Raw genomic sequence first — 13,397 nt, 5'->3', positions numbered from 1 at the left:
CGACGACAACGCGAGGAAGCTAGCACCGCGGCGATCACGCTGGCCAGTGATCTGGTGGCCGGTTGCAACTTGCTGCAGAAACCCTGCCAGACAAGGCGATCCGGGCTAGTCTCCGAGCCGACCGGCGGTCTCCCCTGACCCGCCGTCGAACTGGGCATGCGGCTCGGGGCGGGCCTCTCGCATGCATCGTCCGAGTACTGGGGGTTTCCCATGGTCCGCACCCTGTCCACCCACCGGCCCGGCCGCCGGCGGCGACGGCTCGCCGCCGCCGCACTGACCGCAGGCCTGCTCACCGGTGGCCTGTCCACGATCACCGCGCCGGCCCAGGCCGACGACGCCGACGTCACCTGTACGACGGTGCAGCCGGTCTTCGCGGTGACCGCCGCGGGTGAGCTGATGCGCTACGACTTCAACGACCTGAGCAGCAACGCCGAACCGATCCTGGCCCGCAACCCGGTTCAGATCGGCGGCCGCGGCTGGGACCAGTTCGGCAAGATCCTCGGCGGCCCGGACGGCTGGATCTACGCGATCAGTGCCGCCGGCACCTACCAGTACCACTGGAACGGCAGCACCTTCGACGTGTCGTTCCGGTCGCTGGGCAAGATCTTCGCCGGCTGGTCGCAGCCCGCGCGGAAGAACAAGATCACCATGGACGCGCGCGGTGACGTCTACCTGATCGAGGACAACGGCCAGCTCAGCCGGTACCGGCGCGACCCCGTCACCAACACGTTCAGCGTCCAGCCGGTCGGCACCGGGTTCGGCGCCTTCACGTCGCTCACCGCCGTCGGCGACGGCGTACTGGAGGCGGTCCGGAACGACGGATCGCTGCACCGGTACCACTACGAGCCGACCAGCGACCGGTACCTCGACTACATCCAGACCGGCAACAGCAGCTGGACGAACTACAAGACGATGCTGTCACCGGGCGCCGACATCGTGGTCGGGATCAACGCGGCCGGGCAGATGCTGCAGTACCGGTACAAGCGCGAGACCAACACCTTCCTGGTGAACGCCCGCCAGATCGGGACCAGCTGGCAGAACTTCCTGAACGTGTTCGCGACCTCGAACGCCTGCAAGCTGACCAAGTCGTACATCCCGGCGACGCCGTCGGTGCCGCAGCAGAGCTACCCGCAGCTCAACGTCCTGCAGTCCGCCGACGGTGCGGTCGAGTTCGCGCACACCGACAACATCGGCCAGGCCAAGTGGGGGCACACCCCGGACCCGGTCGACTTCGGCGGTACGGCGTGGACGCCGCTGCACGGCCCGAACGCCTTCACCGGTACGCCGGCGCTGGCCGAAGGGGCCGACGGCAAGCTCGACATCTCGATGCACGGCACCGACAGCCGGATCCAGGCCCGGACGCAGACCGGCGCCGACACCGCGCTGGTCGGTGAGCTGCAGGATCGCTCTGGGCTGGTGGCCTCGGACGCCGCGGCCGGGAAGTCGCCGGCGACGAACAAGCTGGTGCTGTTCGCGGTCGACGGCGACGGGGTGCTCTGGGGCAAGCGGCAAGCGCCGCTGGCCAACGGGTTCCTGCCCTGGTCGAAGTTCACGGGCCCGGTGCTGTCGTCCGGTACGCCGGTGATCGCGCCCGGCCCGAACAACACGCTGATCGTGATCGTCCGCGACGTCGCGGGCACCTTCTGGTCGGCGAGCTGGAGCGGGACCGGCCTGTCGGCGTTCAGCAGCCTCGGCGGCAGCGACTTCACCGGCAAGGTGTCGGTCGTCCAGTACCCCGGCCAGTTGCTCCGCGTCGTCGCCCGGGACGCCGACGGGCACATCAAGACCCAGAAGCAGACCGCCGCTGGTACGACGTGGCCCGGGACGTGGGACGTCGTCGGCGACCCGGCGCAGGTGTGGCCCGGGCAGCCGTCCGCGGTGATGTCGCCGGACTCCGGGCTGATCGAGATCGTGGCCCGGGGCAGCGACAACCAGATCTGGTTCGCCCAGGAGCTGATCCAGGGCTCGGGTCAGTTCCCGCAGTTCAAGGCGGTCCCGACCGGCTACGACGAGCAGTACCCGACCGACCCGACGGCGTTCGTCTACACCGCGGGCGGCGACCAGAAGTGGGCGATCGCGACGTACAACCAGAACTTCCAGGTGCGGGTCGCGACCACCCAGCTGGTCAGTGGGTTCGCCGCGAAGTCGACCGCTGACCCGGTGTTCGGCACCCACAAGGTGTCCTGAGACCTGACGGGCGCGAAGGTGGGTCACCAGCCAGGTGGCCCACCTTCGTGTTTCACAGGCTCCGGTAGTGCTTGCGGGTCTCCGGCGTCAGGTGCTCGACGGCGTAGCTGAGCATCGTGCGCGGCATCCGGGCGGCGTACTGGTCGAGGAAGGCCAGGAGCTCGTCGGCGGAGACGCGTTTGCCGGCCTCGCGGAGCATCCAGCCGGCGGCCTTGTGGATCAGGTCCTCGCGGTCGTCGAGGACCTCGGGGACCAGGTCGTAGATGTCGGTGCTGTCGCCGGCGCGGATGAAGCGGTGGGTGGCGACGAGCGCGATCCGGCGGTCCCAGATCAGCTCGGAGCGGATCAGGGTGTGCAGGACGTCGCCGGGGCGGCCGAGCAGGTGGCCGCCGACGATCTCGGCGGCGCTGCAGTCGACCAGGTCCCAGTTGTTCACGTGCTCGGTGTTGCGCAGGTAGAGGTCGAAGATCGCGGCGACCTCGCCGGGGTCGGCGGTCCGCGGTTTCAGCGCGCGGTCGGCGCGGTCGGCGAGCAGGCAGAGGACGGCGAGGCGGTGCTCGTGGACCGGGCTGCGCAGCGCCTCCTCGAGGTCGGGCAGCGGGAGCCCGGCGCGCAGGTACGGCTTGAGGATGCCGCGCAGCGTCGAGAGCTTGACGCCGATCATCACGTCGCCCTCGCCGTAGCCGCCGGGCTTGACCTGGAAGTAGCCGGACAGGATCGCCGCGGTGCCGGCGTCGGCCTCCGCGTCGATGGCGGCGAGCAGGTCGTCCACGGTCGGCATCAGATCAGCAGGCCCCCGCTGGCGCGTAGGTTCTGGCCGGTCAGCCAGCGCGCGTCCGGTCCGGCGAGGAAGGCGACGACGTCCGCAACGTCCGCCGGTTCGCCGACCCGGCCGAGCGCGGTCAGTCCGACCAGCAGCTCGGCGGCCTCCGGCGGGTTGGAGTCGCGGAACATGTCGGTGTCGGTCGCTCCGGGCGAGACCACGTTCGCGGTGATGCCGCGGGGGCCGAACTCGCGGGCCGCGACCTTCGTGACCTGCTCGAGGGCGCCCTTGCTTCCGGCGTACAGGGAGATGCCGGGGACCGGGAAGCTGGTGTTCAGTGTCGAGACCGTGATGATCCGGCCGTGGTCGCGCAGCACCTCGCCGGCCCGCTTGATCGCGAAGAACGGGCCCTTGAGGTTGGTGCCGAGCATCTGCTCGTAGTCGTCCTCGGTGACGTCGGCGAGCGGTTTGACCATCGAGCGGGCCGCGTTGCAGACCAGGATGTCCAGCCCGCCGGCCGGTTCGGCCGCGGCTTCGAACAGTCCTGGGAGCGCAGCGAGATCGGCCTGATCAGCCTGTACGGCGTACGCGCGACCGCCGGCGGCCCCGACCTCCGCGACCACCTCGTCGGCGGCCTGTTGCGAAGCGGCGTACGTGAAGGTGACCGCGGCGCCGTCCGCCGCGAGCCGGCGGACGATCGCGGCACCGATCCCACGCGAACCACCGGTGACCAGCGCGGCCTTGCCGTCCAGGACGCCCATCACAGGGCTTTCTGGAGCTGTCGCATGGTGCTGATCTCCTTGGTCTGGGTGACGGTTACGTCCTGGGCCAGCTCGCCGATCCGCAGGTCGGCGCCCTTCTCGATCGCCGTCGCGCTCATCGCCAGCGCGCCCTCATGATGCTTGATCATCAAGGTCAGGAACAGGGCGTCGAACGCCGGTCCGGTGGAGTGCAGCAGCTTGGCCAGCTCGGCCGGCGTCGCCATCCCGGGCATCCCGGAGTGGTCGCTGTGCTCCACGTGCTCGAGCGCCGGCGGAGTGCCACCGCGCTCGGTGAGCAGCTGGCGCATCGCCGCGATCTCGGGCTTCTGGCCGACCCGGATCCGGTCGGCCAGCGCCTTGACCTGCGCGTTCGCCGCGGCCGTCCGCGCGCGCTCGGCCATCACCAGGGCCTGGCTGTGGTGGATCATCATGTCGCTCAGGAACGTCAGGTCGTCGGGGTCCGTGGAGGCGGCCGACGTCGGCGCTGTGGCGAGCGTTCGATTCGGGCCGCCCGGCGTACCGGGGACGATGACCGGCAGCGACGGGGTCGGGGCGGGGGCGGCCGCGGGCGTGCTCGAGCTGCACCCGGTCAGGGCGAACCCCAGGGCGGCGACCAGTGGCAGGGCGAAGTTCCTCACAGCACCTCACTCTTCGTGGCAAATCGCTTCCCCACAGTGTCTATCACGCTTACCCTGAGGCAATCGATCGATTCAACTGCACAGAAGGGACCCCGGCATGCGCCGCCCACGCACGCTCGTCCGTCTCAGCCTTTCCATAGCCCTGATCGCCGGTCTGACCGGCCTGTCCGGTGCCGCCTCCGCGGAGGTCCCCACGCCGCCGGAGACCGGTGCCGCCAAGAGCGACAACATCACCCACCTGGCCAGCGCGCCGATGACCGGCCCGCTTGCGGGTGGGGTGAACACCGACATCGCCTTCGCCGGCAAGCTCGCGTACGTCGGGAACTACTCCGGGTTCGCGATCTACGACATCGGCAACCCGGCCAAGCCGCAGCTGGTCAGCCAGGTCTCCTGCCCGGGCAGCCAGAACGACATCAGCATCTACGACGGCCTGCTGTTCCTGAGCACCGACTCGTCCCGCAGCGACAACTCCTGCCAGAGCGTCGCGCAGTCGCCGACGATCAAGGAGTCGTGGGAGGGGATCAAGGTCTTCGACGTCAAGGACCCGCGCAACCCGCGCTACGTCGCCGCCGTCGAGACCCGCTGCGGTTCGCACACGCACACGCTGGTCCCGGACAAGCTGAAGCGCTCGGTGTACGTCTACAACTCGTCGTACAACCCGAACGCGACGTACCCGGACTGCCAGCCGCCGAACGACCGGGTCGACATCGTCAAGGTCCCGCTGCGGCACCCCGAGCAGGCCGCCGTGGTGGCCTCGCCGGTGCTGTTCCCGGACGGCGGGTTCCCTGGCAGCCCGACCGGCTCGGCGACCAGCGGCTGCCACGACATCACCGCGTTCCCGGCCAAGAACATCGCCGCCGCGGCCTGCATGGGTGACGGTGTGCTGCTGGACATCTCGCGGCCGGAGCGGCCGAAGGTGATCGACCGGGTCCAGGACGCGGCCAACTTCGCCTTCTGGCACGGCGCCACCTTCAACGGCGACGGCAGCAAGGTCGTCTTCATGGACGAGCTCGGCGGCGGTGGCGGCGCGGAGTGCAACCCCGAGGTCGGCCCGAACAAGGGCGCCACCGCGGTCTTCGACATCAAGCACCGCAAGCTGCAGTTCCGCAGCTACTACAAGATCGACCGGCACCAGGCCACCGACGAGAACTGCGTCTCGCACAACGGCTCGCTGATCCCGGTCAAGGGCCGCGACATCATGGTCCAGGCCTGGTACCAGGGCGGTTTCTCGGTCTGGGACTTCACCGACTCCGCGCACCCGAAGGAGATCGGCTACTTCGACCGCCCGCCGCGCGACCCGGCGTCGTTCGGTGGCTACTGGTCGGTCTACTACTACAACGGCGCGATCTACGGCACCGAGTCGGTGACGGCGTTCGACGTGTTCAAGATCAAGGACCGGCGGACGGATCCGGCCAACCGGGTGAAGCTCAAAGAGCTGAACGTGCAGACGCAGCCGGCGTTCTGGGGCTAAGCGCTTACATCACGCTCCGGGGTCACTGGCCGTACAACCATTGTGACCCCGGAGCATTCCGGCATACGGTTGCACCAGGGCTGTCACCCACCACGCCAGGACCGACCGGCGTTTCGCGGGGCTGCCCGGGGGAGAGACCGCCGTGAGCCAGCCCGATTCCCAGGACGGCGAGATGATCAGGACCACCTTCGACGCAGTCACCGAGGAACTGCGGCCTGGTGTCGTGCTGGTCAAGCTGTCCGGTGAGATCGACATCGCCACCACCGACTTCGCCTCGGAGTCGATCCGGGCGGCGATCGCGCCGCCGGCGCGCAGTGTCCTGATCGACGTCTCCGCGGTGACGTTCTGCAGCTCGGCCGGCCTCGGCAACCTGGTCGAGGCCCGCCGCCTGGCCACCCAGTACGGCATCCAGCTCGCCCTGGTCGGCGTCGGCCGCCCGGTCGACCGCCCGCTGACGATCACCGGCCTGGGCCAGGAGTTCCGGATCTTCGCCTCCGTCGAGGACGCCGAGCGCCAGACCGGCGACTGAGCCTCCGGCTGCCGTTGTCGGCGGCCACCATGTGGAATCGTTGGCAGCCGAGGGTTGCCGGTTGTTGTGGACTGTTCCGCTTAGACTGCCGCGCATGAACTCGCGGGGGCAGGGCCGTCCGCGTCCGGCAGCGGCGGTCAAACGACCGACTGTCCAGGACGTCGCCCGCGAGGCCGGGGTTTCGCCGTCAACGGTTTCCCGCGCACTGCACACCCGTGGTTACGCATCTCCGGACGTGCGCGAGCGGGTCCGGGCCGCGGCGGCCAGGATCGGCTACGTGCTCGACCACAACGCGCGCAACCTGCGCAGCCGGTCGTCGACGTCGATCGGGGTCCTGATCTCCGACCTGCGCAACCCCTTCTACGCCGACCTCGCGGCCGGGATCGAGGAGGAGCTGCGGGCGGCGGAGTACCAGATGGTCCTGGTCAACGACAACGGCGATCCGGCCGAGGAGATGCGCGCCGTGGAGACGCTGCTGGCGATGCGGGTGCCCGGCGTGATCGTGACGCCGGTGACCGCGGCCTGCCCGCGGGTGCTGCAGGACAACGGCGTCCACGTGGTCTGCGCGGACCGCGAGCTCGGCCGGTCCGGCAGCGACGTCGTCCTGAGCGACAACAAGGCCGGCGCCCGGGAGCTGACCGAGCACCTGATCGAGCTCGGTCACACGCGGATCGGCTTGCTGATCGACGAGACCAAGTGGTCGACCGGCGCGGGCCGGCTGGCCGGCTTCCAGGCGGCGCACGCCGAGCACGGCCTCGCGGTCGACGAGAACCTGATCGCCTACACGAGTTTCGACGCCGACGCCGCGCAGCTGACCACGAGCCGGCTCCTCGACGAGCAGGACCTGACCGCGATCGTCTCCGCCAACAACGTGCTGGCGCAGGGCGCACTCGCCGAGATCAAGCAGCGCCGGTTGAAGGTTCCCCGCCAGATCAGCCTGGCGGCGTACGACGACGTCCCGTGGATGTCGCTGGTGCAGCCCGGGCTGACCACGGTCGACCAGCACACCGTCGAGCTGGGGCGCAGCTGCGCGCGATTGCTGCTGGCCCGGATCCGCGACGAGCTGCCGGCCCGGCGGCGGATCGTGCGGGTGGCGCCGAAGCTGGTCGTGCGGGGGTCGACGGGGGCTGCTCCTTAAGCAGGGAAGCTGGTTGAGTCCCACTGTGCTGAGTGGTCCATTGGGATACTGGTCTTGTTCAGCGGAGCGCTTCGGTTGCCGGTGACAACCTCTGCCGCCATCAGCGCCGCACCTTCGGCCGCGGCCGCCTGGCTGTCGACGACGGCGAACTCGCGTCCGTTCGCCTGCGCCTTGCGGCGCATCCAGCCCTTGCTGCGCGTCGGTCCGCCGAACGCGATCGTCGTACGCCAGTCGATGCCGAGCCTTCGGGTCTGCTCCTCGGCCATCCAGCGGGCGTGCAGGCTCAGCCCGTCGACGAGCGCGCGCATCTCGGCGGCCTGGTCGGGGACGTCCGAGCGGGCGTCGTACGTGACGGCCGGATCGGGCGCGGGCGCCTGCCGTCCTTGTGGGTACGGCGCTGCCGGGCGCGCGCTGGGCGGGCAGTCCGGGTCGAGGACACTCGCCAGCCACGCGTGGTCGCGGCCGAAGTACGCGAGCCGCTCGTCGATCAGACCACCCACCGCGCCGTGACCGGAGACGGCGGTGGCGAGCCGGCCGTCGGCGTACCAGCCGACGCTGATGCCCTCGCGGCGGAGCTCGTCGTCGAGCACCAGCTCGCGGCTCGGCGTGATGATCGCCTCGGCGGTGCCGAGCGAGTCCGCGACCTGCCCGGGCTCGCGCACCCCGGCCGCCCACGCGCCGACAAGGTGGTCATGACCACACAGGACCACCGGGACGCCGTCCGGCGTGTACGCCGTGACGCTCATCGGCTCGGCGATCTCGGGCAGCCGGTCGAAGCCGCCCCAGCCGAGCAGCTCGTCGTCCCAGCGGCGCCGGCGCAGATCCAGTACGCCGTACCGCTGCGCGTGAGTGAGATGCGTCGCGTACCGCCCAGTCAGCGCGGCGAGCACGAGGTCGGGAGCGCCGGCCCAGAGCCGCGTCTTCCCGATGATGTCGGAGGTCTCCGCGAGCCAGCGCCAGGTGGTCAGCGGGAGCTTGGCGCTGAGTCTGAGGCCGGTCCGCGCGTACAGGCTCTGCGGGCCGAGCTCCTCGCGGAGACGCTGCGCCTGCGCCGTACCGGGCTGGTCGCGCCAGCTGATGAGCTGCGTCAGCGGCTGGAGATCGGCACCGAGCGGGACACCGGTCTCGGCCATCCCCGCGATCCCGATCCCGTCGATCCGCTCGCCCTCGGCAACGTCCTCGACCAGCTTGGTGACGACGTGCTGGAGCTGCTCCGGATCCCCCGGAGTCGGGACCCCGAGCGTCCGGCGTTGCGGGATCAGGCAGACTTTGGTGTTGGTGGTTCCGACATCTATCCCCAGGAACGTCACCTTCAGCAGGCTAGACCGGTTGATGCGATAGCGTCCTGAGTCCCCGAAGCAAGGAATCTTTTTCATGGGTGAGTCCAAGATCGTCGTCGTGGTGCCGACCTACAACGAGCGGGAGAACCTGCCGGAGCTGGCCAAGCTGCTCGCCGGGCTGGACCTGCCCGGGCTGCAGATGCTGGTCGTCGACGACAACTCCCCCGACGGCACCGGTGACGTCGCCGACGAGCTGGCCAAGGCCGCGCCGGAGCAGGTCGGCGTCCTGCACCGGACCGCGAAGGACGGCCTCGGCCGCGCCTACATCGCCGGGATCACCCGCGCGCTCGACGAGAACGCCGACATCGTGATCCAGATGGACGCCGACCTGTCGCACCCGGCGTCGGTGCTGCCGACGATGGTGGAGACGCTGCGGACCACCGACGCCGGCCTGGTGATCGGGTCGCGCTACGTGCCCGGCGGCTCGGCCGCGGCCGAGTGGGCCTGGCACCGCCGGCTGCTGTCGGCCTGGGCGAACTTCTACGTGAACACGATCCTGCGGCTGCACGTCAAGGACGCCACCGCCGGGTTCAAGGCGTGGAAGGCCGACACCCTGCGCGCGATCGACGTCGGCACCATCCAGAGCAACGGGTACTCGTTCCAGGTCGAGATGAACACCCGCGCGGTCCGCCGCGGCTTCCGGATCGCCGAGGTCCCGATCCGGTTCGAGGAGCGCACCCACGGCGCGTCGAAGATGAGCCTGAAGGTGCAGCTCGAGTCGGCGCTGATGCCGTGGAAGCTGCTGTTCAAGCGCTCCTGAGTCTCGCTTCGTCGAAGGGCCGGTACGGCGTACCGGCCCTTTGTCGTTTCACCCGTAGCCGAGCTCGTGCAGCCGGGCGTCGTCGATGCCGAAGTGGTGCGCGATCTCGTGCACGACCGTGATGTTCACCTCGTCGACGACGTCGTCGACGGTGTCGCAGATCGCCAGCGTCGGGTTGCGGTAGATGGTGATCCGGTCCGGCAGCACGCCGCCGTACCAGTTTCCGCGCTCGGTCAGCGGGATGCCCTCGTAGATCCCGAGCAGGTCCGGGTCGCTCGCGGGCGCGTCGTCCTCGACGAACACCGCCACGTTGTCGATCAGCGCGGCCAGCTCCGGCGGCACCTCGTCCAGCGCCTCGGCGACCAGCACCTCGAAGTCCGCCCGGTTCATCTCGATCACGGACCCAGCGTAGTGAGGCGCACCACACGGCGTCCGGCGACAGATTCCTGCCATGCCGGATTCCGCCAGCGCGATACCTCGTAACCGGCGTTACCCGCTGCTGATACTGACGGCCATCGGTCGCGTCCCGGCGACCGGCGTTTCCGTCCCCAGCTCCAGGAGATCCGGTATGACAAAGCGCTTCCTGACCGCGGTGGTCACCACCGCCGCCGTCCTGGGCGGCTTCACGGCCGCTCCCGCCCTCGCCGCACCCACCACCCCGGCCGCAGCGGCCCCTGCCCCGGCGTTCGCCGGGCTCTCGTCGCCGATCGCTGTCGAGCTCGCGCAGCGGCTCCCGGAGATGCGCAAGGTCGCGGCCGACGTCCAGGCCCGGCTCGGCAGCGAGGACAGCCAGCTGCGGGAGCGCATCCTCGACGTCATCGACCCGACCGACTACGAGTGCCCGACCGCGAACCCGCCGGTGCTAGACGCGATCAGCGCCGAGATCGCGACCTGGACCGCGGACCAGAAGCTGGCGTCGGCGTACGTGCTGATCTTCGACCTGGTGATGAAGGACGCGGTGTACTTCCCGCAGCCGGCCGGCAAGTTCACGTACGGCGCGAAGGGCACGTACACGAAGAAGGCGAACGACACGTTCAGCGGGCTGCGCAAGTTCTGGGACATCAAGTCCAAGGACATCCAGCTGGTCCCCGCGCACGGCCGGATGCTGCTCGACACCGCCCGGGTGACCCGGGTCTTCACGACGCTCTACGGCCAGCCGGCCGACCTGTCGCTGAACACGGCGAACTTCATCAAGGACCAGATCAACAACCCGGCGATGAAGTACGGCGACCAGCCGGCGTACACGTTCAACGCGTACGCGTTCAGCGCCGAGGGCCAGCCGGTGCCCGGCGTCGGCACCGTCGGCGACAAGATCGTGATGGGCGACGGCGTGCTCGACGGGTTCGGCCTGGTCGGGCTGGGTGACGTGACCACCCAGGCGATCCTGGCGCACGAGTTCGGGCACCACATCCAGTACGAGGACGGGCTGTTCACCTCGACGCTGCCGGCGCCCGAGGCGACCCGGCGTACGGAACTGATGGCAGACTCGTTCAGCGCGTACTTCCTGACCCACGCCCGCGGCGAGCGGATGAACTGGAAGCGCGTCCAGCAGTTCACCGCCATGTTCGCCCAGATCGGCGACTGCGGCTTCGACGGCGCCGGCCACCACGGCACCCCCAACCAGCGCGTCAAGGCCGCCCTGTGGGGCTACGGCGTCGCCCAGGCGGTCTGGCCGCGCTCCCTGGTCCTGCCGTCCCGCGTCTTCGCCTGGCTCTTCGAGAAGCACCTGCCGCGACTGGTCGCACCGGACGCCACCGACACCACGGTCCTGAAGGCCGCGGACGAGGCCGCCACGTCGGTCAGCTAGTCGTTTTCCCCTCTCCGATCGGCTGGCTGGACTCTGGGGGCAGAGTCCAGCCAGCCCCCTCCCCAGCGGCCCGATCCCCTTTGGCAACAACTCGTTTTGGACCTTCGCCAAGACTCCTCTATGCTTACGGCTGTCCCTGGAGCTTCGGCTCCCGCGGGTCCGAGTCCCCATCGTCTAGTGGCCTAGGACGCTGCCCTTTCAAGGCGGTAACGCGGGTTCGAATCCCGTTGGGGATACGGTCGAAAGGCCGATTAATTGAACAGTTCGAAGATGGTGTACCATCGTCGAGCATCCTGGCCCAGTAGCGCAGTTGGTTAGCGTGCCGCCCTGTCACGGCGGAGGTCGCGGGTTCGAGTCCCGTCTGGGTCGCCAGGAGAAGGCGGCGGATGTCCTGAACATCCGCCGCCGCCTTTTCTCCCCGGTCAGGTAGCTCAGCTGGTAGAGCGTCCGCCTGAAAAGCGGAAGGTCGGCGGTTCGAGACCGCCCCTGACCACACATCTCACCTGCGGTTTCTCCATCGGAGAACCGCCAACCTCCCGCAAAAGACCGCAACGAGGACCGCAACGCCTACCCGGCGACGACTTCCGCGAGCTGGTCGAGCGCCTTCCGCTGGTCCTCCAGCGATGCATGCGCGTAGATCGCCATCGTCACCTGTACGTCCGCGTGCCCGACGATCGCCTGCACGATGTGCGGCGGCACCTTAAGCCGTAGGAGCAAGGTCACACAGCTGTGCCGGAGATCGTGGAAGCGCATCTCCCCTAGGCCGGCCTCAGCCCGAAGCGGGTACCAAGTCCGCCGCAGATTGTCCGGCTCGATCGGCGTACCGATCTCGGTCGTAAACACGTAGCCGGTATCAACCCACTTCTCACCGGCCAACAACCGTTCTTTGGCCTGCTGCCGCTTGTGGACCAGGAGCACGTCCAAGCAGAGCTCGATCAACGGCACCGTACGGCGCGACTTCCGCGTCTTCGGAGTGACGGCCTGGAGCGCACCGTCAACCCGTTGCAGCGTGCGCCGGATCTCGACTGTCTTCTCGACCCAATCGATGTCATCCCACTTCAGCCCGAGCAACTCGCCGCGACGCAATCCCATGAACAGCGCCAGCACGAACAGCGCGTACAACCGCGTGGCCTTAGCTGCCTTCAGCAACAGCCGAGCCTGCTCCTCAGTCGCTCCCCGATTGGTGTCGTACTGCGCGCCCTCCACCTGGACCAGCTTGGCGACGTTGCGCTGTAGAACCTCCTCACGCACCGCCGCCTGCAGAGCATTCCGCAGCACCGCGTGAATCTGCTGAACGAGCCGATCCGACGGCCGGCGCTCGCAGCACCTCCCGATCGCGCAGCACCGTGCCTGATCGCCGCGCCGCTCGTCGTACCCGTGCCGGCAGCACAGGCACATGTTCCGGATCCGCTTCATGAACAACCGCACGTCGGCACCGGTCAGCTTGTGCAGCTTCTTCCGGCCCAGCTCGGGGATGAGATGCACCCGCGCCACCAGCTCGTACCCCTGGTGAGTCTTCGGCTTCCTCGCAGGCTTCACGATGTGCTCAAGCCAGTACTCCAAAAACGTCGACACGAGCCAGTTGTTCGCCTCGGCCGGGATGCCCTTGTCCGACTTCGACTGCAGATCCCGGAGCTTGCGAACCACCTCGTCGCGATCTTTGCTCGACACTTCCCGCCGGGCGTACGTGCCATCGGACTGCAGCACGTACGCCGCGCCGAACCAGCGCTTCTTGTTCTCGCGCCAGTAGACGGACCCATCACCGTTTGCGGCTCTCACGCTGCGGTCTCCTCTTCCAGAAGTTGAATGGCTTCCTCCAGTGCCGAGACCCGCACAAGACGGCGAGAGCCGATCTTGACGGTCTTCAGCTTCCTACTGCGGATCAGGTCGTAAAGCGTCGAGCGATGAATGCCGAGCCGCGCGGCGGCGTCTTCCGTGGTGATCAACAGCCGGTTCGCGTCAGCGATCTCAACCGTGCTCATCAGTGGTGTAGCTCCGTTCTG

13 protein-coding genes and 3 tRNA genes are annotated in these 13,397 nt (G+C 68.9%); 9 read left to right on the top strand and 7 right to left on the bottom strand.

The annotated features are described in order from the left end of the window. Positions 1-210: 210 nt before the first annotated feature. Entirely contained in the window at positions 211-2,187 is a 1,977-nt protein-coding gene (locus ACZ6Z4_RS01650) for a tachylectin-related carbohydrate-binding protein (protein WP_465557042.1), read from the top strand. Between the two features lie 52 nt (positions 2,188-2,239). On the opposite strand, the gene ACZ6Z4_RS01645 is transcribed toward ACZ6Z4_RS01650, so the two are convergent. From ACZ6Z4_RS01645 to ACZ6Z4_RS01635, 3 genes are read right to left on the bottom strand one after another with little or no spacing between them, the layout of a single operon-like run. Continuing rightward, positions 2,240-2,968, bottom strand: a complete 729-nt coding sequence (locus tag ACZ6Z4_RS01645; RefSeq protein WP_465557040.1) for a DNA alkylation repair protein — start codon at positions 2,966-2,968, stop codon at positions 2,240-2,242. Continuing rightward, on the bottom strand, positions 2,968-3,711 hold the full coding sequence (locus ACZ6Z4_RS01640; protein ID WP_465557038.1) for an SDR family oxidoreductase: 744 nt from the start codon (positions 3,709-3,711) through the stop codon (positions 2,968-2,970). The genes ACZ6Z4_RS01645 and ACZ6Z4_RS01640 overlap by 1 nt, the downstream gene beginning before the upstream one ends. Then, a complete protein-coding gene (locus ACZ6Z4_RS01635) occupies positions 3,711-4,349 on the bottom strand; it encodes a DUF305 domain-containing protein (protein WP_465557036.1) in 639 nt (212 codons plus the stop codon). The genes ACZ6Z4_RS01640 and ACZ6Z4_RS01635 overlap by 1 nt, the downstream gene beginning before the upstream one ends. A 97-nt stretch (positions 4,350-4,446) precedes the next feature. Between ACZ6Z4_RS01635 and ACZ6Z4_RS01630 the strand changes: the two genes are divergently transcribed. The 3 genes from ACZ6Z4_RS01630 to ACZ6Z4_RS01620 all read left to right on the top strand — a co-directional run bounded on the left by ACZ6Z4_RS01630 (position 4,447) and on the right by ACZ6Z4_RS01620 (position 7,487). Next, positions 4,447-5,820, top strand: a complete 1,374-nt coding sequence (locus ACZ6Z4_RS01630) for an LVIVD repeat-containing protein (RefSeq protein WP_465557034.1) — start codon at positions 4,447-4,449, stop codon at positions 5,818-5,820. Between the two features lie 142 nt (positions 5,821-5,962). Next, positions 5,963-6,349: an STAS domain-containing protein gene (locus ACZ6Z4_RS01625; protein WP_465557032.1), complete on the top strand. Its 387-nt coding sequence runs from the start codon at positions 5,963-5,965 to the stop codon at positions 6,347-6,349. 94 nt (positions 6,350-6,443) lie between these two features. Beyond that, positions 6,444-7,487 carry a LacI family DNA-binding transcriptional regulator gene (locus tag ACZ6Z4_RS01620; RefSeq protein WP_465557030.1) on the top strand — a complete coding sequence of 348 codons (1,044 nt, stop codon included), beginning with the start codon at positions 6,444-6,446 and terminating at the stop codon, positions 7,485-7,487. Here the strand turns inward: ACZ6Z4_RS01620 and ACZ6Z4_RS01615 are convergent. Then, a complete protein-coding gene (locus ACZ6Z4_RS01615) occupies positions 7,484-8,797 on the bottom strand; it encodes an FGGY-family carbohydrate kinase (RefSeq protein ID WP_465557028.1) in 1,314 nt (437 codons plus the stop codon). The two genes, ACZ6Z4_RS01620 and ACZ6Z4_RS01615, sit on opposite strands and share 4 nt — an antisense overlap. 64 nt (positions 8,798-8,861) lie before the next feature. On the opposite strand from ACZ6Z4_RS01615, the gene ACZ6Z4_RS01610 reads away from it, so the two are divergent. Then, the gene (locus tag ACZ6Z4_RS01610) at positions 8,862-9,587 is read left to right on the top strand and encodes a polyprenol monophosphomannose synthase (protein ID WP_465557026.1); all 726 of its coding nucleotides are present in this window, start codon (positions 8,862-8,864) and stop codon (positions 9,585-9,587) included. Positions 9,588-9,635: 48 nt separating this feature from the next. On the opposite strand, the gene ACZ6Z4_RS01605 is transcribed toward ACZ6Z4_RS01610, so the two are convergent. Then, positions 9,636-9,986 carry a metallopeptidase family protein gene (locus ACZ6Z4_RS01605; RefSeq protein WP_363667947.1) on the bottom strand — a complete coding sequence of 117 codons (351 nt, stop codon included), beginning with the start codon at positions 9,984-9,986 and terminating at the stop codon, positions 9,636-9,638. 169 nt (positions 9,987-10,155) lie between these two features. On the opposite strand from ACZ6Z4_RS01605, the gene ACZ6Z4_RS01600 reads away from it, so the two are divergent. The 4 genes from ACZ6Z4_RS01600 to ACZ6Z4_RS01585 all read left to right on the top strand — a co-directional run bounded on the left by ACZ6Z4_RS01600 (position 10,156) and on the right by ACZ6Z4_RS01585 (position 11,887). Then, complete coding sequence (locus ACZ6Z4_RS01600; RefSeq protein ID WP_465557023.1) at positions 10,156-11,394, top strand: hypothetical protein; 1,239 nt, start codon at positions 10,156-10,158, stop codon at positions 11,392-11,394. A 163-nt stretch (positions 11,395-11,557) separates the two neighbouring features. Next, positions 11,558-11,630: transfer RNA gene (locus ACZ6Z4_RS01595), tRNA-Glu, on the top strand. Between the two features lie 59 nt (positions 11,631-11,689). After that, positions 11,690-11,766 (top strand) — tRNA-Asp (locus tag ACZ6Z4_RS01590). Positions 11,767-11,814: 48 nt separating this feature from the next. Continuing rightward, positions 11,815-11,887: transfer RNA gene (locus ACZ6Z4_RS01585), tRNA-Phe, on the top strand. Positions 11,888-11,961: 74 nt separating this feature from the next. On the opposite strand, the gene ACZ6Z4_RS01580 is transcribed toward ACZ6Z4_RS01585, so the two are convergent. Both ACZ6Z4_RS01580 and ACZ6Z4_RS01575 read right to left on the bottom strand, forming a co-directional pair. Continuing rightward, positions 11,962-13,173, bottom strand: a complete 1,212-nt coding sequence (locus ACZ6Z4_RS01580) for a tyrosine-type recombinase/integrase (protein WP_465557021.1) — start codon at positions 13,171-13,173, stop codon at positions 11,962-11,964. Next, the gene (locus ACZ6Z4_RS01575; protein ID WP_465557019.1) at positions 13,170-13,376 is read right to left on the bottom strand and encodes a helix-turn-helix domain-containing protein; all 207 of its coding nucleotides are present in this window, start codon (positions 13,374-13,376) and stop codon (positions 13,170-13,172) included. Before ACZ6Z4_RS01575 ends, ACZ6Z4_RS01580 begins: the two co-directional genes overlap by 4 nt. Positions 13,377-13,397: the final 21 nt, after the last annotated feature.

Source organism: Kribbella sp. NPDC104740 (assembly GCF_055583505.1).
This window is presented reverse-complemented; position numbering and strand designations above follow the sequence as displayed.

What these genes read in the sequence shown, in the direction of transcription:
- ACZ6Z4_RS01650 (WP_465557042.1), top strand. Translation starts at nt 211, where the DNA reads ATGGTCCGCACCCTGTCCACCCACCGGCCCGGCCGCCGGCGGCGACGG.
- ACZ6Z4_RS01645 (WP_465557040.1), bottom strand. Translation starts at nt 2,968, where the DNA reads ATGCCGACCGTGGACGACCTGCTCGCCGCCATCGACGCGGAGGCCGAC.
- ACZ6Z4_RS01640 (WP_465557038.1), bottom strand. Translation starts at nt 3,711, where the DNA reads ATGGGCGTCCTGGACGGCAAGGCCGCGCTGGTCACCGGTGGTTCGCGT.
- ACZ6Z4_RS01630 (WP_465557034.1), top strand. Translation starts at nt 4,447, where the DNA reads ATGCGCCGCCCACGCACGCTCGTCCGTCTCAGCCTTTCCATAGCCCTG.
- ACZ6Z4_RS01620 (WP_465557030.1), top strand. Translation starts at nt 6,444, where the DNA reads ATGAACTCGCGGGGGCAGGGCCGTCCGCGTCCGGCAGCGGCGGTCAAA.
- ACZ6Z4_RS01610 (WP_465557026.1), top strand. Translation starts at nt 8,862, where the DNA reads ATGGGTGAGTCCAAGATCGTCGTCGTGGTGCCGACCTACAACGAGCGG.
- ACZ6Z4_RS01600 (WP_465557023.1), top strand. Translation starts at nt 10,156, where the DNA reads ATGACAAAGCGCTTCCTGACCGCGGTGGTCACCACCGCCGCCGTCCTG.
- ACZ6Z4_RS01575 (WP_465557019.1), bottom strand. Translation starts at nt 13,376, where the DNA reads ATGAGCACGGTTGAGATCGCTGACGCGAACCGGCTGTTGATCACCACG.